We start from the raw sequence: 21152 nt of genomic DNA on the forward strand, positions 1-21152 counted from the left end.
CATCTCACCGGCGTTTACAATAGATCAAGTCCCAAACAGCTATTTATATTTTTCGAGGGGGTATCCTGTAGGTGAGCGCTGGTAACCAGAGAATGACACTGAGGGAAGCAGCTACTTCCTTTTTGGTCAGTTTAGCACCGGACGAGAGGGAGGCGAGTCAGCAGGAGGTCTATAAGTTCATTCGCTTCTACGGTAGTGAACGCACTTTTATCGAGCTCTCTGCCCCCGATATAGGTAACTACGCCGAACGGTTATCGCTATCTGACACTGACTACTCTAGAAAGCTGGAGCTGGTACGGGCCTTCCTGATTTATGCCAGGAAGGCCGGCTGGAGCAAGATTAATCTGGCTATTCATCTTAAGGCCAGAAAGGGTAAGGCACCGGGCCAGTCTGTTTCCTCCCGGCGTCTGCCACAGACGGTTGCTCTAACTGAAGAAGGATATGCTGAAATGGAAAGAGCGCTGGCTACCTTCAAGAGCAGGCGAATCGAAGCTATCGATGAAATACGCCGGGCTGCCGCGGATAAGGACTTTCGTGAGAATGCGCCTTTGGATGCGGCTAAAGAACAGCGCAGTTATCTGGAGGGCCAGATCAGGGAGCTGGAAGAGACACTGAAGTCAGCAGTCATTATCGATAAGAAGCAGGAGACTTCTCTTAAAATAGGTATTGGCAACAGTATTGTTCTGTGCGACCTGGCTTCCGGCGCAGAGCTGTGCTATGTGCTGGTTGCTACCAAGGAGGTAGACCCGAGCCGGGGGAAGATCTCTACCGCTTCACCAATCGGTAAAGCGGTCATGGGACGGGGTCAGGGAGAGATAGTGGAGGTAGTAGCACCAGCCGGTAAGATACGCTACGAGATTAAACGAATCGAGCACTAAACGCTCGGGTGACTATCATTAATCAGGGGAGAGCTGTTGATCACCAACCGGATGGTTTACTCCTTGCCGGAGGCCGGGATTCTGGCCAGGAGCCTGCGCAGAAAATCCGGCCTGGCATTACCGGAGCTGCTTAGCGCAATACTATTCACAATCCGCATCAGCCTCGAATAGGGGACACCGACCGCCATTTCCTCGGCCCGGTATCGCCCGAATGCCCGGCAGGTCATATCCAGAAGGCTTATTCCTATTTTCCCGGTTGTGATTGGTGCGGCGATAACCCCGGAGCAGAGAGGTTCTCCATGTACCGTATCCATCTCACCAGTTTCAAAAGCGTCGAGATGTAGAATACGGCTCATCTGGAATGGCGTCCCCACGAATATAACGACCTGCGGTCTGAAGTTAGCCCGCTCCAGAGGAGCAAAGGCAATATACCCGCCCTGATCGGGAGTCACCCGCTTGACCTGGGCAATTCTTCTAAGGGCAGCATCCTGCGAGGCAACCAGCTTTTCAGCATCAACCAGAGAGCCTTCGATATCCTGACCGTGGGACCTGCCTATACCCAGATGTTCCCCACCCCCACAGATAACATCGGCCCCCGAGCAACAGAAAGCAGCACCCATTCGGGCACTTTGAATCATAATACATAGTGTTGCTTTGCGCCGCCACTTCTTGAGGTCCCGGGGCGGTTCCGGCATAATCGCCGCTGCAACCGGGCTCCCGTCAAGCTCCAGAACCTCTTTCAAACTGGCGGAACAGAACGCCTTCCCCTGCTGTTCATCCACCTGTTCAGGCATAGCATACCCTATGAATTAGCGGAACTCGCTCCTGTTTTGCCATTCCAGCCCGGGCAGATAAACAACCACATGCCGCACGACTTACATCGGCAGCAGGCCAGCTCCGAATACTGATCCAGTTAAAAAATTGAGGAGAGCCGGTCAACCAACTCTCCTCAAAAACCAGTTGAGACTAAGCTTTACCAATACGGAAGACCTTGGTTCCACATGCCGGGCACACACCCTGAGTAGCAGGGCGGCCGTTCTTCATTGTAATAGCCCTTGCGCCTTTGATATCAACCTTCTTCCTGCACTTAACACAATACGCCTGCATTTTGGACCTCCTTAATTAATAAGAGCTAGGGAAGAGATTACCACATAGTCAGTCATTAGTCAATAGTCTATTTTACAATTACCGGTTAAGTTCTTAAAAATTCTTCCTCCCGACTTATCCGACCCCTAACCTTTTGTCAGTCAAACCGTGCTTGGCAATCCTCTGCCATAATTCCCCTACCTTTGTCTTTAGCTCTGTCAGGCTGCAATCAGTATCTATGGTAACATCGGCACACCTTATCCGCTCCCGCGCCGGTACCTGGGAGTGGATTCTAGCCAGGGACTCCGCCCTGGATAGCCCGCTCCTTTCCTGCAGGCGTCTTAACACAGCGGCTTCGGAAGCAGTAGTAACCCATATCTCATCTATCAACGAGGACCAACCCGCCTTCGGTAAAAGAGGGGCTTCCAGTATGACCACATTGACTCCCCTCTTCCGGCATTCCTCGAGTCGTACCTTTGTCATTTGATAAATACGGGGATGCGTTATCTGATTAAGCTTTAGCAGTAACTCGGGGTTACCGAATACCAGCTCCCCCAATCTCCTGCGGTCGATGCTGCCATCGGGGGTGAGCACCTGCCTGCCAAAGGTATCGACCACTTTGTGCCATACTCCGGTATCAGATTCAAGAAGTTCATGTCCTATCTTATCGGCATCTATGACAACCGCACCCAGTTCCTCCAGAAACCGGGCCACAGTGCTCTTGCCGCTGCAGATACCGCCGGTAAGCCCAATAGTCTTCATCATGAACCAACTCTAGTCAGTCTACCTGTCAAGTACCAGGATAGTCAAGGGACTCTCTTGCCACCCTTTCCGGAACCGCCAATTTCTTAACGGAAAATTAATATTCAACTGCTAGAATGATGTTGATATCAGCAGAAAGGGGGTGAATGAAATGCAACCGACGCAAATAATAGGAAAAGGAGGCAAAAAAGAAATCTGGAGGAAAAAGAAATTTGTTATCCCGTTAGTAACTGCCGTGGCGCTGACCGGTATTCTGGCCGGGTCGGTCTTTGCTCAAGAGGAGGAGGAGGTCAATCCCCAGCCGGGAGGAACACTAATTGAGCGACTCGCGGAGAAGCTGGGCATCGAACAGTCGGAGCTTGAGGCGGCCTTTGCCGAGGTCCGAAGCGAGATGATGGATGACGCACTGAATAACCGCCTGGAGAAACTGATAGAGCAGGGTAGGCTGACCCAGCAAGAAGCCGACCAGTTCAAGGAGTGGTGGCAGGCTAGACCGGAGATGGATCTGGGTGGCTTTGGCATTCACCTCGGTGACTCGGGTGGCGGTCAACCTGGAGCTGCCTTCGGCCCCCATTGCCCCGGTGATCGGAGTAACCCTTGGGAAGCTAACCCCACATCATAGCCCCAAAGCTTTCGCGGAAGAAGCTTCGCCGGGGTTGGGCTATGTGAGCGGGAGAGGGGAGTATTCTCCTCTCCCCGTTTAATTTATTTGATAATAAAGAGTACCCGCCATCAAAATTAACAATTTCTTAACATTTGTGTTATAAGGTAAGATAGAAAGATTATATAAACATAATTGAATTACTAATAGAGTTCAGAGATGGCAGGAAAAAGGGTTCTGGTCGTTGACGATGATGCCAAAACGGTGGAGCTGGTCGGGCTTTATCTTAAGCGGGACGGTTATCGGGTCTTTACCGCTTATGATGGCGTAGAGGCCCTGCGTCTGGCCCGGGAGAGCTGCCCGGACCTGATCGTCCTGGACCTGATGCTGCCCGGTATTGACGGCCTCCAGATCTGCCGTACCCTGAGGGCTGAATCAGATGTACCGATTATAATGCTTACTGCCCGGACTACCGACCGGGACAAGCTAACCGGCTTGAACCTGGGTGCAGACGATTATGTGACCAAGCCTTTCAGTCCCAGAGAGTTGTCCGCCAGGGTACGGGCAGTGCTCAGGCGCCTCCCGGGAGAGCGCGGCCCCAACGAGATTAAGCAGGGCGAGCTTATCCTTGACTTCAATAGACACGAGGCATTCCTGTCAAGCAAGGCACTCAGCCTTACCCCGGTCGAATTCAAGCTCCTCAGCGTTCTCGCCAAGGAGCCGGACAGGGTTTTCAGCCGGGGACAGCTTATCGAGAAGGCCATGGGCTACGATTTTGATGGCTTCGACCGCACCGTTGACGTTCATATCCTCAATCTGCGCCGCAAGCTTAAAATAAAGGACAATCAATCCGTACGGATAAAGACAGTGTACGGGGCTGGCTACAAGCTTTCTATAGGAGAGAAGTGATACACAGTCTGAGATTCCGTCTCATAATTGCCTTCATCTCGGTAATACTGGTAACTATTGGCTCAACATCCATCTTCATCTACCAGAGAACTCTGATGGAAATTGGTCGCCTTGAGGAGCATACGAATCAGGTTCTTGCCGGTAGGATGGTATTTGAGCTGTCCCGTTATTACTATCAGTGGGGAGGATGGGAAGGTATTCAGCCCTTTGTGGAACAGGGGAGTAACCTCTACGGCCGGCGGATTATACTGACCGACACTGGCGGAACAGTGGTCGCCGATTCGGAAGGGAAACTTCTGGGAGAGCAGTACCATCCCGACTTCCCGGGTAGAGTGATATCTGAACCATGGGCAGAAGACACCTTGGGTGTGTTATACATCAGTCCCGGTTCGGCGGCGGATCCTATCTCTCTGATGCGGCTCTCGGCGCCGATAATTCAATATACCATCTGGGGGGGCTTAATCGCCGCTGGCATTGCCCTGGCGATTACCTTTTTCCTATCGCGACGAATTTCAGAACCGGTTAAGATACTCACCCTAGCCGCCCGGCAGCTGGGCGAGGGTAACCTTTCTCAACGGGTAAGCGTTAAAGACAGAGGTGAGATTGGCGAACTGGCCCGGGCTTTCAATTCCATGGCCGGTGACCTGGAACGTGACATACAACTGCGACAGAATATCGTGGCCGACGTTGCCCACGAACTGAGGACTCCTCTTTCCAATCTAAGGGGTTACCTGGAAGCAGTTCGTGACGGGGTGATAGAGCCGGATTCGGACACAATTCGTTCCCTCAATGAAGAGGCCGCCCTGTTGTCACGACTGGTCGATGACCTTCAAGAGCTAAGCCTTGCTGAAGCGGGCGAGCTGAAGCTGACACGCCAGGCCGAAAATGTGGCGGAATTAATTAAAAAGACGGCGGCCGGGATCCGGGCCAAGGCAGCAGAAAAGGGGATATCACTATCCACCAGCCTGCCTGATGAACTGCCGCAGGTCGATATCGACTCGCACCGGATCAGCCAGGTCTTGTCCAACCTGCTGGAGAACGCAGTAGCCCACACTAATAAAGGGGGCAGTATCACGATTAGTGCCAGCCAGTATAATGACCGGGTAGAGGTTGCCGTAGCTGATACCGGCGAAGGCATCCCGGCCAGCGACCTGCCCAATATCTTTGAGCGTTTCTACCGGGTGGACAAGTCCCGCACCAGGGCTACCGGCGGCAGCGGCCTGGGGCTTACCATCGCCAAACGACTGGTTGAAGCCCACGGCGGTAAGATTGAGGTCCGGAGCGAACCGGGCCGGGGCAGCCGCTTTGCCTTTACCCTGCCCGTCGCCGGGTAGTCTGTTTTCTTTAGTTCCCTATCTTTTCTTGTTATGTATTTCTCGAGTGCTCCCGAAGTTAATAATTTCTTAATAATCACCTGCTATCCTGATTCAGGTAGAAACGGTAAGGAGTTAACACCGATATGAAGCCATCACGCCGGTACAAGCTGTACATCTTACTGGGAATAGCAATCGCAGCGCTTTCTGTCGGCATAGCCTTACTACTCGGACACTACGGTTAGAACCGGATGAGAGATAGCCCGATGCATAGGATCGATGAAGTTCCTGGCATTGAACGACAGGAACTTGAGGATTTTTATTCGGCCCTGAATCAATAGTTGTCAAGAACCATCAGTTTTGAGGAGGCAAAGGTTATATAGACATGGCAAGCACTGACATATTTACGATCAGGGAAGAGTCAACTGTTTCAGGAAGGTGGTACAGATGAGGAAGAAGTGGAACAAGTATAAGACGCGCTGGATAATATTGATTGCAGCGGTCTCCTGCGCTGTTGCCATTCCCCTCGCGGTAAACAATTCCGGCTCCGAAGCGGAATCGATAGTGGAGGAGCAGGTATTCAGCGTACAGCGCGGGGATATTACCAACGATATCTCCAGTGCGGGCAACTTATCATTCTTAATCGAGGAAGACCTTGCCTTCGATATAGCCGGTACGGTGGAAGAGGTCCTGGTGGAAGTGGGTGATTCCGTGGCAGAGGGACAGGTGCTGGCAAGACTGGACAGCTCGGAATGGGAAGAAGAACTAAGGGAAAAGGAGAATAACCTGCTTCAGGCGGAGATAAACTATAAGAATGCCGAGATAGCATTGGATGAGGCCATCAACCCGTACACCGAGGAAGAGATAGAGGAAGCCGAGGATGAATTGGAGCAAGCCGAATCACAGCTAAGGTATGACCTGAAGCACGGTTCCGAAAACGAGATTCTGCAGTCTCAGGAGAAGGTATACCAGGCGCAGAAGACACTGGATGAGATGGAAGAGGGAGGCGATGAGGACGATATCGAAATAAAGGAAATGCAGATGAGACTGGCCGAAGCCCAGCTGGAAAATGCGCTGGATGAGGTGGAAGACGCTCTCAATGCCAGCCTGGAAGTTATCGCTCCCTTCGGTGGATTCATCACCCAGGTTAATGTCTCCGGCGGTGATGAGATACTGAAGGGTACCGTGGCGGTAGAGATTGCCGACCCGACCAGATTCGAAGCCGAGCTTCTGGTCAGTGAGACTGACATATATGATATTAAACTGGGGGGAGAGGCTTCGGTACAGGTCGATGCTATGACGTTACCGGACCTGCCGGCCGAGGTAACCTATATCTCACCGACGGCCACCATTTCATCGGGGGTAGTCAACTACGAAGTAACGGTTGAAGTAGAGGCGCTGGAGACCATCCGCCAGCAGCAACAGGAGTCAATGCAGTCACGCCAGGAAGAAATGCAACAGGCGCTTTCTTCCGGTGAACTTCCCGAGCAGCTTCAAGAGGCTGTAGAACAGGGGCAGATGACCCGGGAGCAGGCCGAAGAAATAGTAAAGCAAATGCAGCAGATGGAGGAGGCAGGGTTGGAGCAAATGCCGACGCTGATACCGGAAGGCCTTGAGCTCAAGGAGGGTCTCAACGTCACCGTCAGTATCCTGATTGAAGGGGCAAGCGATGTGCTGCTGGTACCCAACGGAGCGATTACCTATAACCGTGGAGAAGCCTACGTTCAGGTAGTATCGTCAGAGGGTATTACTGAAGAGCGCTCAATACAGACCGGCATCAGCGACTGGCAGTATACCGAGGTAACCGATGGCTTGAGTGAGGGCGAGCAGGTGGTCGTACTCCAGACGGCGGGGGAGAATACCTCGACAACCTCACAACAAGGGTTCCAAGGCGGGATGATGATGATGGGAGATGGAGGACCGCCAAGATGATTCAGCTACGGGATATCGCCAAGGTATATCCGATGGGAAACAGGGAGTTGGAGGTGCTTCGAGGGGTGAATCTGCACATCAAGCAGGGCGAGATGGTGGCGATTATGGGCCCCTCCGGCTCAGGCAAGACCACCATGCTCAACCTGATCGGCTGCCTGGATGTGCCGACCCGCGGTAGTTATTACCTGGAGAACAGAGAGGTCAGCTGCCTCAGCAGAGGGGAACTGGCGCAGGTCAGAGCCAACAAGATTGGCTTTATCTTCCAGTCCTATAACCTGCTGCCGCAACTTTCGGCGCTGGCCAACGTGGAACTGGGTATGAAGTATGCCGGCGGCATTGATTCCGAAAAGGCCATGGCGGCACTGGCCAGGGTGGGGCTTTCCGACCGTGCTAACCACAAACCCAGCGAGCTCTCCGGCGGCGAGCAGCAGAGGGTTTCCATTGCCCGTGCTCTGGTGAAAAACCCCCCTCTCATTCTCGCCGATGAGCCCACCGGCAATCTGGACAGCCACACCAGCGAAGAAATAATGGCCATCCTGACTGCACTGCACAATGAGCAGAACAACACCCTGGTTATGATTACCCATGAAGCTGACATCGCACATTACTGCCAGCATATCATTCATTTTAAAGACGGCCGGATAGAGTGGGAGGAGGCGGTATGAAAAAATGGCTCGAGCCTCTGGCTAATGCCTGGGAAGGAGCCAGGACGCATAAGCTCCGCAGTTCTCTCACTATCCTGGGCATCGTTATCGGTGTGGCTGCCGTAATTGCCCTGATGTCTATCGGCAGAGGAGTGCAGGCAGGGATCCTATCCAATATCGAATCTCTGGGTTCAAATCTGATTACCGTTTCACCCGCGATGAGCTACGAACGGGGAGGGGTCATGGGTGCCAGTAGCGTGGCTACCCTTACCTTGGAAGATGCGGCGGCCATATCGGAGCAAGTTTCCCGTGTTAGCGCTGTGGCACCCTATTCTTCATCGAACCAGCAGCTTGTCTACGGGAGTGAGAACGTGAATACCCAGGTCATCGGAGTAACCCCCGAATACCAGGCAGCATATAATCTGGAGACGGCAGAAGGGGCTTTCATCTCCGAGTACAATTACGAGAGCGGGGCTAAAGTAGCTGTTATCGGGGCCAGTGTAGCCGAGGAACTGTTCAGCGGGGTTGATCCCGTAGGGCAGAAGGTGAGGATGGGAACCAGTATCATCACCGTCATGGGTGTCCTGGAAAGCCAGGGCAGCTCGATGATGGGCTCAACCGATGATGCTGTCTTAATTCCGCTGAGTACTCTACAGCAGACCTTCAGCCAGCAGCGTACCAGCACCGGAGAGCATATCGTCGGTACCATAGCGATAACGGTCAGCGAGCAGGGGCAGGCGGACTATGTAGTTGGCGAAGTAACCGATTTACTTCGTTCCCGGCACCGGCTGGCTTCCGGAGAGGACGATGATTTCAGTATACGCTCGATGGAGGAACTGGTCAGTACCGTCACAGAGATATCCGGGACGCTGACCCTTTTTCTAGGTGCTATCGCCGCCATCTCACTGCTGGTAGGGGGTATCGGCGTGATGAACATCATGCTGGTCTCCGTAGTCGAGAGGACCCGGGAGATAGGTATCCGCAAAGCGCTGGGAGCCAGAGAGCGTGATATCTGGAGTCAATTCCTTACCGAGTCCGCATTCCTATCTTTTACCGGCGGTCTTATCGGGGTTGCTGTGGGGTGGGGGGCCTCAAAGCTTATCTCCAGTGTGGGAATAATGGGGGAGATGACAACGGTGGTATCTGCCGATATAGTTATCCTGGCCCTTGCCGTATCAGTCGGCATCGGTCTACTCTTCGGATTCTTACCGGCACGGCGTGCCGCTCAGCTTAATCCGATAGAGGCACTGAGATACGAATAGCAGCCAGGACTACGGCACTACCACAATCGGTATGCCTGACCCTCATTGGTTTTTAAGATGATGGCCATCCTGTCATTTCTTCGGCTCGACCAGTTCGATTAGTACCCCGGCCGCTTTAGGATGCAGGAAGGCTATCCTGGTCTCCTCGACACCGTTTCTGGGTTTCTCATCGATGAGCGGGACCTGCTTACCCCGGAGGTTACTCAACGCCTGCTCGATATCACTAACTGCAAGCGCCAGGTGGTGCAAACCCTCACCCCTTTTTTCAATGTACCTGGCGATTACCCCCTCCGGGTCAGTCGACTCAAGCAGCTCGATTTTGCTCTCGCCGACCGGGATAATAGCGGTTCTTACCTTCTGCGACTCCACTACTTCGATATCTTTGACTTCCAGACCCAGGGCGCCGGCATATAGCTTCAAAGCATCATCAATACTCTTTACGGCAATCCCGATGTGGTCAATCCTGGTTATCAACCCCCCGCCTCCTCACTCTTTCTTTAATAAACCCGGTAATCTCCCCGATGGGTGTGCCCGGCCCGAAGACCATGGTGATACCAGCGGCTTCAAGACCGGGAATATCTTTCCCGGGTATAATGCCACCGCCGATGAAGAGGATATCCCCACCACCCTTCTCCCGAATAAGGCCCACCGTCTTAGGGAACAGAACCATATGAGCACCGGACAGGCAGCTTAAGCCGACGACATCAACGTCCTCTTCCAGCGCCGCCTCGGCGATTTGCTCGGGAGTCAGGCGTAATCCGAGGTAGATCACCTCCATGCCGGCATCCCTTAGTCCCCTGGCCAATACCTTGAGACCCCGGTCGTGACCATCCAACCCCGGCTTGGCAAGCAATACGCGCACCTTTTTGTCTCTCATTACCTTACCCCTGTTTACAGTATGCCTGTCTCCCGGTATTCTCCGAATACAACCCTTAAGGCATCGCTTATCTCTCCGACCGTGGCATAGGCCTTGACCGCATCGATCAACGCCGGCATAATGTTCCCATCTCCCCGGGCTGCGACACGCACTCTATTCAGCACTTCACCCACCTTCTGATTATCTCTCTCCCGCTTCAATCTGCTTAACCTCGATATCTGCCTTTGTTCCACCTCAGGTCCGACCTCGAGAAGCTTCGGCGCAGGCTCGCCGCCCGTGGTAAACCGGTTCACCCCCACGATAAGCTGTTCACCCGAATCGACCTCCCTCTGGTAGTTGTAGGCCGATGCCGCAATCTCCCTCTGTATGTAGCCCTTCTCGATCGCCTTCAGTGCGCCGCCCATCTTATCGATTTCATTGATATATCTCATCGCTCCGTCTTCTATCCGGTCGGTCAACCACTCGACGTAGTACGAGCCGCCCAACGGATCGACAGTATCGGTAACGCCGCTCTCATGGGCAATAATCTGCTGCGTCCGGAGAGCGACCTGGACCGCCTCCTCACTGGGCAGGGCAAGCGCCTCATCAAACGAATTGGTGTGCAGCGACTGACAACCCCCCATTACAGCAGCCAGCGCCTGCAGGGTCACTCTCACGATATTATTGAGAGGCTGCTGCCCGGTCAAGGTAAACCCGTCGGTCTGCACATGGTACCTAAGCATCATCGATTTCGGGTCCTTTGCTCCAAACCTCTCCTTCATAATCCTGGCCCAGATACGCCTCAGCGCCCTGAACTTAGCCACCTCTTCAAGCAGGTTGGTATAGGCGGCGAAGAAAAAGGAAAAGCGTGGGGCGAAGGAGTCAACGGACATCCCCCTATCTATCATTGCCTGAACGTAGGCAATACCATTGGCGATGGTGAAGCCGGCTTCCTGGGCAGCAGTAGCTCCGGCCTCCCGCATATGGTAGCCGCTAATGCTAATCGAGTTCCATTGGGGCATATACTGAGCACAATAGACACAGAGATCGGTGACCAGCCTCATCGAAGGGGCCGGCCCGAAGATATAGGTATTTCTGGCGATGTACTCCTTCAGGATATCGTTCTGGACGGTACCCCTCAGGCAACTGATATCAGCCCCCTGCTTCTGGGCAGCGGCGGCATACATCGCCAGCAGGATTGGAGCGGTAGCGTTGATCGTCATCGAGGTGCTCACCTCGGCCAGCGGAATGCCCTCCCAGAGCCTCTCCATATCCTCAAGCGAGTCTATGGCAACGCCGCACCGGCCAACCTCTCCGGCGGAAAGCGGATGGTCCGAGTCGTATCCCTCCTGGGTAGGCAGGTGAAAGGCGACGCTGAAGCCAGTCTGTCCCTGCGCGTAGAGGTACTTGTAGCGATTGTTCGTCTCTTCTACGGTGGCAAATCCGGCATACTGGCGCATCGTCCAGAGCCGGGTCCGGTAGCCGCCGGGCATAATATGCCTGGTATAGGGGTATTCCCCGGGAAGAGCGATGTCCCCCTGTCTGTCCTTCCCCAAATCGTCCGCGGTGTATACCCTGTTGACCACGGCACCGTCAACCGTGGTCTTGAACTCTTTTTTTCTCTCCGGCAGCTCCCGGTTTGCTTTCTTTTCCCCCATTCTTCTTTCCTGTTCGTCAGTTGGGGCTGACCTTTAGACTATTCTTTCCCCGCGCCGGGCACCTTTTATCAGCGACCTTTGCGCCGCTTTTCTATCGCCCGGTACAGTGCCTCGATCCCGATGTCGTTGATGGCCTGAGCGGTGATAACCTGCGGCACGGCCTTCGTTCGTCCGGGTGCCACCGCCGCTTTAAGCTGCTCGGCCAGCCTTTCCGCACCCTCGCGGTCGGCCTTGTTAACGACAATAATATCGGCGATTTCAACTATGCCGGCTTTCATTGCCTGTATATCATCACCCGACTCCGGCACCAGAAGAAGCACAACGACATCGGCTATGCTGCTAATACCCAGCTCGGTCTGCCCTACTCCCACCGTTTCGATAATGATAATATCCCTGCCGGAGGCAGCCAGCAGCCTCACCGCCGCCTGTACCCCGCCGGATAAGCCGCCCTGGCTGCCCCTGGTCGCCATGCTACGGATAAAGACACCCTCATCCAGATAGTGCCTCTGCATTCTTACCCGGTCCCCAAGTACGGCACCACCGCTTACCGGACTGCTCGGGTCGACTAATATAATCCCCACCGATAGCCCACTGCTCCTGATCACAGCAACCAGCCTGTCGATAAGGGTGCTCTTACCCGCACCGGGCGGCCCGGTGATCCCGACGCAATATGACTTACCCAGCCGAGGGCGGAGCATCTCCATTACTTCGGGGAAGTGAGGACTGTCATCTTCGGCTAAAGAAATCAGCCGTGCCAGCGACGGCTTATCGCCGGCGAGCATACCCCCAACCAGTCTGGCGATTTCAGGAGTCATCAATCAGAACACGCCCCCTTGATACATAGAAAATCCTACTGCTGCCAGAAGAGTATACTATAATTCAATAATACCAATAAAGATTGCGTGCCGGTCCATATCATTAAGCGGTTTATTGCTTCTCCCCGTATAATATGCTCACTGGCATTAAGGCATGATATTCCGCTATACTGGAATCCGGGTACTACTCAAATCTCTGGGAGGGGAGCTTGAAGAAGGCCGAGGTAAGACCGGATAACCGGCAGGTTGTTATCATTGCGGAACGGTGTAAGGAGTGCGGCTTCTGCATCGAGTTCTGCCCCAAGCACATTATCGTCAAGTCTACCGAGATTAACAGCAAGGGGTATCATCCGGTCCGCCTAAATGATGAAGCGCTGTGCACCAGGTGCGATATCTGCGGGATGATTTGCCCCGACTTCGCTATCTGTGTTGCAGACATCGAGAACCAGCAGGAAGAAATCAGAGGTCAGTCATGACGGAGAGAAAATACATCGCCGGCGAGTTCTTTATGAGCGGAGATGATGCCTGTGCCGAGGGGGCCATCAGTGCCGGCTGCCGCTTTTTTGCCGGCTATCCTATCACGCCAGCCAGTGAGATTGCGGAAAGGATGTCGGAGCGGCTACCCGAGGTGGCCGGCACCTATATCCAGATGGAAGATGAACTGGCGTCACTGGCAGCGGTACTGGGGGCATCGTGGGGCGGCGTCAAGGCAATGACGGCTACCTCTGGACCCGGTTTTAGTCTGATGATGGAAAACATTGGCCTGGGGATTATGACGGAGACCCCCTGCGTCATCGTGGACGTACAGCGCGGCAGCCCATCAACCGGCCTGCCGACATTGACCGGTCAGGGTGATATGATGCAGGCGCGCTGGGGCAGCCACGGCTCCTATAGTATTATCGCCCTATCACCTGATTCCCCGCAAGAGCTCTACGACCTGACGATAAGAGCGTTCAACCTGTCCGAAAAATACCGCCTGCCGGTCCTGGTTATGACCGAAGCCGCTACCGGACATATGTACGAAAAGGTGGTCATCCCTCCGATGAATGAGATAGAAGTGGTACACCGGCGCAAGCCCGCCGTCTCCGCCGGGGAATACCTGCCTTTTAAACCGGATGCCGACCTGGTTCCCCCGATGGCAAACGCCGGGGAAGGTTACCGGGTGCATATTACGGGATTGACCCACGATGAGCGGGGGTACCCGGCGATGACCGCCGAGGCTCAGGACAGGCTGGTGAGGCGCCTGGTAGACAAGATCGAACGGAATAGAGATGATATCATTGACCTGGAGGAGGATAGGATAGACGGTGCTGAGGTAGTGGTCTGCTCCTACGGCATATCGGCACGGGTTTCACGCATTGCTGTCGAGCAGGCTCGGTCCGAAGGCATCCGGGTCGGCATGCTGAGGTTAATTACCGTCTGGCCTTTCCCTGAAGACAGGATCAGGGATATTTCAGAACAGGTCAGAGCTTTTGTAGTGCCCGAGATCAACTACGGGCAGATATCCCTGGAGGTGGAGCGCTGCGCCTGCGGTAGGACAAAGACGGTGCTGGTGCCGCATATGGGTGGCGGGGTACACTCTCCGGGGACAATCTTAGAAGCTATCAAGCAGGTGGCGAGATGAACAAGGCTACCACAAATGGAGCAGGTCACCCACTGGACCCTTATCTGAGGGCAGAGCGGATGCCTCATATCTGGTGCTCCGGCTGCGGCCTGGGCCTGGTGGTAAACTGCTTCTTAAGGGGGCTGATTCAATCCAGGCTCGCGTTGGATAAGGTCGTCGTAGTTTCGGGAATAGGTTGCGCCGGCAGGGCAGCCGGCTATATCAATCTGGACTCATTCCACACCACTCACGGCCGAGCCATACCATTTGCTACCGGGTTAAAGCTGTCCAACCCGGAGTTAAAGGTCGTGGTGATAAGCGGTGACGGCGACCTGACCGCTATCGGGGGGAACCACCTTATTCATGCCGCCCGCCGCAACGTTGATATCACAGTACTTTGCATCAATAACTTTATCTACGGGATGACCGGAGGGCAGGTCGGACCGACGACGCCACTGACGGCACGGACAACTACCTCGGTGGGAGGAAACATAGATCAGCCGTTTAATATCCCTTATCTGGCAGCGGCCAGCGGAGCTGCCTATGTAGCTCGGTGGACAACGGCGCAGGTCATCAGACTACAAAAGAGTATTACCGAAGCATTGCTCAAGAACGGGTTCAGCCTCATCGAGATAATTACTCCCTGCCCGACCTATTACGGGCGGATGAACAAGCAGAGGACCGGGCTGGAGCAAATGAAATACTACCGCGACAACAGTATCGTCAAGTCCGGAATCGACCCCAAGCACGCCGGCATTGAGTTTAACGGGCCGATAATTGTGGGGAGGTTTGTTGACTAGACCCAGATACTGACTGTTTCCTGTTATTCTGGGCCCGGGGGATAATATGATGGCGAAGCGGGAGGAAATAAGGTTATGCGGATATGGCGGCCAGGGTATTATACTGGCTGGTCATATCATCGGGCAGGCAGCATCCATATTTGAGCATAAATATGCCACCTACATCCGAGACTATGGCCCAGAGGCAAGAGGCGGTACCTGCCGGGCCGACCTGGTTATCTCTGATGAAGAGGTGGTTTATCCCTATATCAGTGCCCCTTCCGTTCTGGTGGCGATGTCCCAGCAGGCCTATGATAAATACCATATTGAAAACAACGAGGATGCCCTGGTAATCATCGATGATGGCCTGGTCAAACCGGTACCGAACAAACACAGGGTTCTGGCAATACCGGCCAGGCGAATCGCCGAGGAATTGGGCAGGGTGATGGTAGCTAACATCGTAATGCTAGGATTCCTCACCGCCGTAACCGATATTGCTACTGCCGATTCAATGAAGAAGTCCCTCATGGCTACTGTTCCCAAGGGAACGGAAGATCTGAATATGGAGGCATTTGAGAGAGGCTACGCTTACGGCCTGAAGAAAGCAGGCAGAGACTGACACTTGCCCAGTGGTGAATCAGGATAGATACTTTAGCTTGGCTAATTGGCCTCCTCATTTTCTTTCCCGTATTTTTTCTCTTTCTCTATTTAATATTCAGCTTGAGCCCAAAAAACCCGACAAAACATGTAATTGGGGGGCAGACGGGTGGTATAATTAGCCTAAAGGGCAAAAGCAGGGTGACAGCCGTGCACGAGGCAATGCTCTACGACAAGCTGGGGGAGCAGAGGGTAAGGTGCAATACCTGTCAGTGGCGCTGTATCATTAACCCGGGCATGTTCGGCGTCTGCCGTATTTACCGGAACCAGGACGGCACACTCTATAACCTTAATTATGCCAGCGTCTCTTCATTGGCCGCTGACCCCATTGAAAAGAAACCGCTGTTCCACTTCTTTCCGGGAAGCTTGGCCCTGTCTCTAGGCAGCTGGGGATGTAACTTTCACTGTCTGGACTGCCAGAACTGGAAAATTTCCTGCCCGGAGCCCCCCCAGTATTGTCATACTCAACGCCAGGTTCTGCCGGAGGAGGCAGTGGCAATGGCAAAAAGCCACCACTGCGCTGGTATTGCCTGGACATACAATGAACCGAGCATATGGTTCGAGTATACCCTTGACTCAGCCCGGCTGGCTAAGAAGAACAACCTGTATACCGTCTATGTCACCAACGGCTATCTCACCCCTGAGGCGCTGGATACCATCGGTCCCTATCTGGATGTCTGGCGTGTCGACATTAAGGGTTTCTCCGATTCCCTGTACCGTAGCCTGGCTAGGATCAAAAACTGGCGGGGTATTCTCAAAGTCGCCCGACGGGCAAAGGACAGGTGGCGGATGCACGTTGAGGTAGTCACCAACATTATTCCCACCATGAATGACGACGATAAACAGCTCCGGGGAATCGCCAGCTGGATACGAGAGGAACTGGGTGAGCTAACGCCCTGGCACGTGACCCGTTTCTACCCCAACTATAATCTAACTCACCTTCCACCAACACCACTTACCACCTTGGAGCATGCCTGTGACATCGGCAGAGAAACCGGCCTCAAGTTTGTTTATGTTGGTAATGTGCCAGGACACCGCAGCGAAAGTACCTTCTGCTACTCATGTGATAAACCGGTTGTGGAGAGGGTAGGCTATCAGGCAAAGGTAGTCGGGCTGGCAGATTCAAGGTGCCGGTCCTGCGGGGCAGAGCTTAACTTCAGGACATCCGGGGGAAAGGAGGAATATCGTGGTTAGGCATCCCGTTGTCGCCGGGCAATTCTACCCGGCTCAAGCCTCCCGGCTTAGCCGGATTATTTCCGGGATGGTTGATGATCAAGCGGAGAAAGAAGATGTAATCGGCGTGGTCTCACCCCATGCCGGCTATCCGTACTCAGGACCGGTCGCCGCCGCCGCTATTTCCCGAATCAAATTTAAGGACACCTTTGTTATCTTAGGACCCAATCATACCGGTATGGGAAAGGCTCTCAGCATCATGACCGTGGGTAGCTGGGAAACGCCTCTGGGTAGTATCGAGATTGATACTGAACTGGCCGGGCAGATATTGACTGATTCCAGATATCTGGAAGAGGATGATAAATCGCACCAGTACGAGCACTCCATTGAGGTACAGATACCATTCTTACAGTATTTTAGCAAGGACTTCAGGATAGTGCCTGTCGCATTCTCTTATCACAGCCCTGCCGCCTATAAGGATGTCGGTAGGGCAATCGCCCGGGCGGTTAAAGACACGGAGAAAGGGGTGGTAATCATAGCCTCGAGTGATATGACTCACTACGAGCCGCAAGAGTCGGCCAGGCAGAAGGACAATAAGGCTATTGAAGCGATACTGGATCTGGACGAGGATGAACTCCTGAGGCGGGTTGATGAGTTCGGTATCTCGATGTGCGGCTACGCTCCGACGGTGGCTCTCATTACTGCTGCCAAGGCACTGGGGGCAACCAGGGCTGAGCTGGTCAGATACCAGACCAGCGGCGATGTCACCGGGGACTACTCCTCCGTAGTCGGCTACGCAGCCATAACAATCAAGGGTATGTCCCCGCTGGCTAAACTGGCTAAGATGGCTGTGGAGACCTATGTCAGAGATGGAGAGACTCTAAAGCCCGAAGAACTTACCGCCGAGATGAAGGAGAGAGCAGGGGTGTTTGTCTCCATCCATAAGCTCGGGAATTTGAGGGGATGTATCGGCACCTTTGAACCCGATACCGAGAATGTGGCCGAGGAGACCATCGTCAATGCGGTAAGCTCTGCAACCAGGGACCCCCGTTTCTCACCAATTAGCCCCGGTGAGCTAAAAGACCTTGACTATAATGTGGATGTTCTTACTACTCCGGAGCCGGTGGAGGGTAAAGACCAGCTTAACCCTAAGGAATATGGAGTTATCGTTGAGTCCGGCCTCAGGAGGGGGCTGCTTTTGCCTGACCTGGAGGGGGTTGACAGTGTGGACTACCAGATTAGTATCTGCCGCCAGAAGGCCGGGATACTGCCTGACGAGCCGGTAAAACTTTACCGCTTCCGGGTAAAACGGTATAAATAACCACTAATAACCAGGGAGAGGGGACTTATCCCTAAAGACTGAATTACTACCCATCTTTCTGAGATGATGATGAGCGGTCCGGCATGATATTATCGGCCGGTTATCGCCGTTTAGGCGACAGGAGGGTGCTATGGATATGTTTGAGCAGAAATCTAATGAAAAAAAGGACATGGAGGCACCGCTGGCCACCCGGATGAGGCCAACAACCTTCAGCGACTTCGTTGGTCAGGAGCACCTTATCGGCAGCGGCCGTGTCTTGCGTAAGGCTATCGAGACAGGTAAGATACCCTCGATTATCCTGTGGGGGCCACCGGGCAGCGGCAAGACTACATTAGCCTACATTATCGCCGATTCCACCGAGTCACACTTCAGCCCGATCAGCGCCGTCAATGCCGGCGTAGCTGACCTGCGACGCATCATAGAAGAGGCCAAGGAACGCCACAAGATTCTCCAGAAGCAGACGATACTCTTCATCGATGAGATTCACCGTTTCAATAAGGCCCAGCAGGACGCCATACTGCCCTATGTTGAGGACGGTACGGTTGTCCTCATCGGCGCTACCACGGAAAATCCGTCCTTTGAGGTCATCTCCGCCCTCATATCACGGTGTCAGGTTCTTACCCTTAATCCACTTACCGAAGACGAGATTCAACTGATAATCCTAAGAGCGCTCAAGGACACGATACGTGGTTTGGGTGCGCTAAACATCGAGATAGACAAGGATGCTCTGCACCATCTTATCGCTGCCTCCAATAACGATGCCCGGGTGGCTCTTAATAGCCTGGAGATGGCGGCCATGGCAACACCGCCTGACGCCGACGGTAAGCACCACATTTCTCTGGCAACCATCGAGGATGCCATCCAACACCGGGCACTACGCTACGACAAGGATGGCGAAGTCCACTATAACACCATATCCGCCCTGCACAAGTCGATGCGCGGCTCGGACCCGGATGCCACATTGTACTGGCTGGCACGTATGCTGGAAGCGGGAGAAGACCCCCTCTATATTGCCCGCCGCCTAATCCGCTTCGCCTCGGAAGATGTCGGGATGGCCGACCCCCAGGCGCTGGTGGTCGCTATAGCAGCCCAGCAGGCGGTTCATTTCCTCGGTATGCCTGAGGGCAACCTTGCCCTGGCCGAGGCTGCTGTCTACCTGGCTACCTCTGCCAAGAGCAACTCCTTATATCAGGCATATTCCAGAGTCCAGGAAGAGGTCAGACAGAGCTCTAATGAGCCGGTGCCACTACACCTGCGCAATCCGGTGACGCCTCTAATGAAAGATGAGGGCTACGGCAAGGGGTATAAATATGCCCATGACTACCCCGGCCACTTCGTCATGCAACAGAACCTGCCCGATTCCCTGCAGGGCAAACACTACTACATTCCGAGCGACCAGGGTTACGAAAAGAAGATTATCGACCGTCTCAAATCCTGGTGGCGTGACTTCGGAAAGCCGTCCGAGACTAAGGAAACCGGAGATTACTGAGCCTGACTAACGCCGCCTTGATGATTACTTTTACACATCAAAAGGGCTTCAGGCGCTGTTCCATGGGACAGTTTTATCTAAATTGTTTAGGAAATATTTAGAAAGCGGGGGAAATATTTAGTTTTTGTTTAGATCTTTTGCGGTACTATAGCAGATAACAAAGCGCCGGGGAGCGTGAGCCTCTAGTAGTTCAAGTAAGGGTTTAGAGAAGGGTAAGAGTGATTACCACTGTTGTTACGGCAGCAACTATAACGACTATTACTACAGTTACTACCACTACGGTTACTACTGTCGCTACGGTACTTGCTATGGGGCTCGGGGCCGCGGTAGGCATAGTAGCGATCGTTGGTTTTGGTATTCTCTTGGGTACCAAAGAACTAGCCGGTGCGGTACGGACTCGCTCCGGTGCTTCGCTGCGAATGACCAGGTTCCTCAGTGTTGGTATCTGGCCGCTGGCAATAGCCTTCGGTGTTTTTGTCGCCACCAGAGTTATTGAGATAGTAGCTTAAAGGAAGGGAATAACCAGAAACAGCATTACATTAGTGAGACCATGAGCCAGGGTCACTCCGAGGAGCGACCCTGTTCTTTTTACTAACCAGGCGAAGAACATCGCTACGGCAAAGACGAAGATTACATCAATCCAGGATTGAAAACCCATGTGCATGACACCGAATAGTACGCTGACGTAGATTATTCCCCACCAGCCACCGATTGACTCCGCAGCAGTACGCTGTAGTACCCCGCGAAAGATGAATTCTTCGACAAAGCCGGTAGTTGCCGCGAGCACCAGGGCAATCGGCAGCACTACGGCCCAACCGAGTTGGCTAACCATCGGCTCGGGCTTCAGGATAAGATACTCCAGCCAGCCGAGAAGAAACCCGCTCGATGCTATCCCCAGCTGCAGGGGAATCGACCTGAGCGGCCTGATGGTAAGGCCAACCTCGTTCCTTTTGTAACCCATGAGGCGCATTACCATGAACCCACCGACCAGCGGCGGAGCATAGATAATAGGAAATCGCAGAAGCGGGGTAACCTGAATCAGGGATAGAATCAAGCTTAAGTCTATTATCCGTAGCAGAGGCAACACCGTCAACGACAGGGCAAGCTGCTGGCGATGCCGGTCGCTGCTCCTCGCGGCGAGCACGATTAACATCGCCATTATTACCGTATGCCCCACCACCCCCCACAGGGGATGAAGGAACATGGTAACTATCTCGGCGCCAGTAATCGCCGCCAGATAGACTACCGCTTCCTTCACTATGCTCTTCGGTTGCTCAGCTACAGCTTCCGCATTCATTGAGACGTTACCGGTTAGCGCAGTCTTTCTATGGCAAGCTCAGCAGCCCGCTTTCCGGAGAGAAGCATACCGCCGAAGATAGGACCCATTCTGGGAGTGCCGCAGACAGCATTAGCC

At 53.7% G+C, this 21152-nt stretch carries 23 protein-coding genes; 15 read left to right on the forward strand and 8 right to left on the reverse strand.

Features of this window, described 5'->3' with window-relative positions:
* The first annotated feature begins 71 nt into the window (after positions 1 to 71).
* Entirely contained in the window at positions 72 to 878 is an 807-nt protein-coding gene (locus PHI12_04355; protein MDD5510023.1) for a transcription elongation factor GreA, read from the forward strand.
* A 56-nt stretch (positions 879 to 934) separates the two neighbouring features.
* Here the strand turns inward: PHI12_04355 and PHI12_04360 are convergent, their stop codons facing one another.
* From PHI12_04360 to coaE, 3 genes are all read right to left on the reverse strand, one after another.
* Positions 935 to 1672 carry a DUF169 domain-containing protein gene (locus tag PHI12_04360; protein MDD5510024.1) on the reverse strand — a complete coding sequence of 246 codons (738 nt, stop codon included), beginning with the start codon at positions 1670 to 1672 and terminating at the stop codon, positions 935 to 937.
* A gap of 172 nt (positions 1673 to 1844) precedes the next feature.
* Positions 1845 to 1985: a DUF5679 domain-containing protein gene (locus tag PHI12_04365; protein ID MDD5510025.1), complete on the reverse strand. Its 141-nt coding sequence runs from the start codon at positions 1983 to 1985 to the stop codon at positions 1845 to 1847.
* A gap of 114 nt (positions 1986 to 2099) precedes the next feature.
* On the reverse strand, positions 2100 to 2729 hold the full coding sequence (gene coaE / locus PHI12_04370; GenBank protein ID MDD5510026.1) for a dephospho-CoA kinase: 630 nt from the start codon (positions 2727 to 2729) through the stop codon (positions 2100 to 2102).
* Positions 2730 to 2877: 148 nt separating this feature from the next.
* On the opposite strand from coaE, the gene PHI12_04375 reads away from it, so the two are divergent.
* From PHI12_04375 to PHI12_04400, 6 genes are all read left to right on the forward strand, one after another.
* A complete protein-coding gene (locus PHI12_04375; protein ID MDD5510027.1) occupies positions 2878 to 3348 on the forward strand; it encodes a hypothetical protein in 471 nt (156 codons plus the stop codon).
* 198 nt (positions 3349 to 3546) lie between these two features.
* Positions 3547 to 4236 carry a response regulator transcription factor gene (locus PHI12_04380; protein MDD5510028.1) on the forward strand — a complete coding sequence of 230 codons (690 nt, stop codon included), beginning with the start codon at positions 3547 to 3549 and terminating at the stop codon, positions 4234 to 4236.
* Positions 4233 to 5570: an ATP-binding protein gene (locus PHI12_04385; GenBank protein ID MDD5510029.1), complete on the forward strand. Its 1338-nt coding sequence runs from the start codon at positions 4233 to 4235 to the stop codon at positions 5568 to 5570. Before PHI12_04380 ends, PHI12_04385 begins: the two co-directional genes overlap by 4 nt.
* Before the next feature lie 426 nt (positions 5571 to 5996).
* Positions 5997 to 7481, forward strand: a complete 1485-nt coding sequence (locus PHI12_04390) for an HlyD family efflux transporter periplasmic adaptor subunit (protein ID MDD5510030.1) — start codon at positions 5997 to 5999, stop codon at positions 7479 to 7481.
* On the forward strand, positions 7478 to 8146 hold the full coding sequence (locus PHI12_04395; GenBank protein MDD5510031.1) for an ABC transporter ATP-binding protein: 669 nt from the start codon (positions 7478 to 7480) through the stop codon (positions 8144 to 8146). Before PHI12_04390 ends, PHI12_04395 begins: the two co-directional genes overlap by 4 nt.
* Positions 8143 to 9387 (forward strand): ABC transporter permease, encoded by a 1245-nt coding sequence (locus tag PHI12_04400; GenBank protein ID MDD5510032.1) that lies wholly within the window; start codon positions 8143 to 8145, stop codon positions 9385 to 9387. Before PHI12_04395 ends, PHI12_04400 begins: the two co-directional genes overlap by 4 nt.
* Before the next feature lie 72 nt (positions 9388 to 9459).
* Here PHI12_04400 and mce read toward each other — a convergent pair whose 3' ends face one another.
* The 4 genes from mce to meaB form a co-directional block, all read right to left on the reverse strand.
* Positions 9460 to 9861 carry a methylmalonyl-CoA epimerase gene (mce, locus tag PHI12_04405; protein ID MDD5510033.1) on the reverse strand — a complete coding sequence of 134 codons (402 nt, stop codon included), beginning with the start codon at positions 9859 to 9861 and terminating at the stop codon, positions 9460 to 9462.
* Positions 9845 to 10264: a cobalamin B12-binding domain-containing protein gene (locus PHI12_04410; protein ID MDD5510034.1), complete on the reverse strand. Its 420-nt coding sequence runs from the start codon at positions 10262 to 10264 to the stop codon at positions 9845 to 9847. The genes mce and PHI12_04410 overlap by 17 nt, the downstream gene beginning before the upstream one ends.
* 14 nt (positions 10265 to 10278) lie before the next feature.
* Positions 10279 to 11901 carry a methylmalonyl-CoA mutase family protein gene (locus tag PHI12_04415; GenBank protein MDD5510035.1) on the reverse strand — a complete coding sequence of 541 codons (1623 nt, stop codon included), beginning with the start codon at positions 11899 to 11901 and terminating at the stop codon, positions 10279 to 10281.
* A 68-nt stretch (positions 11902 to 11969) separates the two neighbouring features.
* Positions 11970 to 12716 carry a methylmalonyl Co-A mutase-associated GTPase MeaB gene (gene meaB / locus PHI12_04420; GenBank protein ID MDD5510036.1) on the reverse strand — a complete coding sequence of 249 codons (747 nt, stop codon included), beginning with the start codon at positions 12714 to 12716 and terminating at the stop codon, positions 11970 to 11972.
* A 209-nt stretch (positions 12717 to 12925) separates the two neighbouring features.
* Between meaB and PHI12_04425 the strand changes: the two genes are divergently transcribed.
* The 8 genes from PHI12_04425 (at position 12926) to PHI12_04460 (ending at position 20247) form a co-directional block, all read left to right on the forward strand.
* Positions 12926 to 13192, forward strand: a complete 267-nt coding sequence (locus PHI12_04425; protein ID MDD5510037.1) for a 4Fe-4S binding protein — start codon at positions 12926 to 12928, stop codon at positions 13190 to 13192.
* Positions 13189 to 14340, forward strand: coding sequence for a 2-oxoacid:acceptor oxidoreductase subunit alpha (locus tag PHI12_04430; GenBank protein ID MDD5510038.1), 1152 nt, complete (start codon positions 13189 to 13191; stop codon positions 14338 to 14340). The genes PHI12_04425 and PHI12_04430 overlap by 4 nt, the downstream gene beginning before the upstream one ends.
* Entirely contained in the window at positions 14337 to 15119 is a 783-nt protein-coding gene (locus PHI12_04435) for a thiamine pyrophosphate-dependent enzyme (protein MDD5510039.1), read from the forward strand. The genes PHI12_04430 and PHI12_04435 overlap by 4 nt, the downstream gene beginning before the upstream one ends.
* A 46-nt stretch (positions 15120 to 15165) precedes the next feature.
* The gene (locus tag PHI12_04440; GenBank protein MDD5510040.1) at positions 15166 to 15717 is read left to right on the forward strand and encodes a 2-oxoacid:acceptor oxidoreductase family protein; all 552 of its coding nucleotides are present in this window, start codon (positions 15166 to 15168) and stop codon (positions 15715 to 15717) included.
* A 188-nt stretch (positions 15718 to 15905) separates the two neighbouring features.
* Positions 15906 to 16949 (forward strand): AmmeMemoRadiSam system radical SAM enzyme, encoded by a 1044-nt coding sequence (amrS, locus tag PHI12_04445; GenBank protein ID MDD5510041.1) that lies wholly within the window; start codon positions 15906 to 15908, stop codon positions 16947 to 16949.
* On the forward strand, positions 16942 to 18249 hold the full coding sequence (gene amrB, locus PHI12_04450; protein ID MDD5510042.1) for an AmmeMemoRadiSam system protein B: 1308 nt from the start codon (positions 16942 to 16944) through the stop codon (positions 18247 to 18249). The genes amrS and amrB overlap by 8 nt, the downstream gene beginning before the upstream one ends.
* A 130-nt stretch (positions 18250 to 18379) precedes the next feature.
* A complete protein-coding gene (locus PHI12_04455; GenBank protein MDD5510043.1) occupies positions 18380 to 19738 on the forward strand; it encodes a replication-associated recombination protein A in 1359 nt (452 codons plus the stop codon).
* Positions 19739 to 19956: 218 nt separating this feature from the next.
* Positions 19957 to 20247, forward strand: coding sequence for a hypothetical protein (locus PHI12_04460; protein ID MDD5510044.1), 291 nt, complete (start codon positions 19957 to 19959; stop codon positions 20245 to 20247).
* On the opposite strand, the gene PHI12_04465 is transcribed toward PHI12_04460, so the two are convergent.
* The gene (locus PHI12_04465; protein ID MDD5510045.1) at positions 20244 to 21035 is read right to left on the reverse strand and encodes a type II CAAX endopeptidase family protein; all 792 of its coding nucleotides are present in this window, start codon (positions 21033 to 21035) and stop codon (positions 20244 to 20246) included. The two genes, PHI12_04460 and PHI12_04465, sit on opposite strands and share 4 nt — an antisense overlap.
* Positions 21036 to 21152 lie beyond the last annotated feature (117 nt).

This window comes from Dehalococcoidales bacterium (genome assembly GCA_028716225.1).
Lineage (GTDB): Bacteria > Chloroflexota > Dehalococcoidia > Dehalococcoidales > UBA5760 > UBA5760.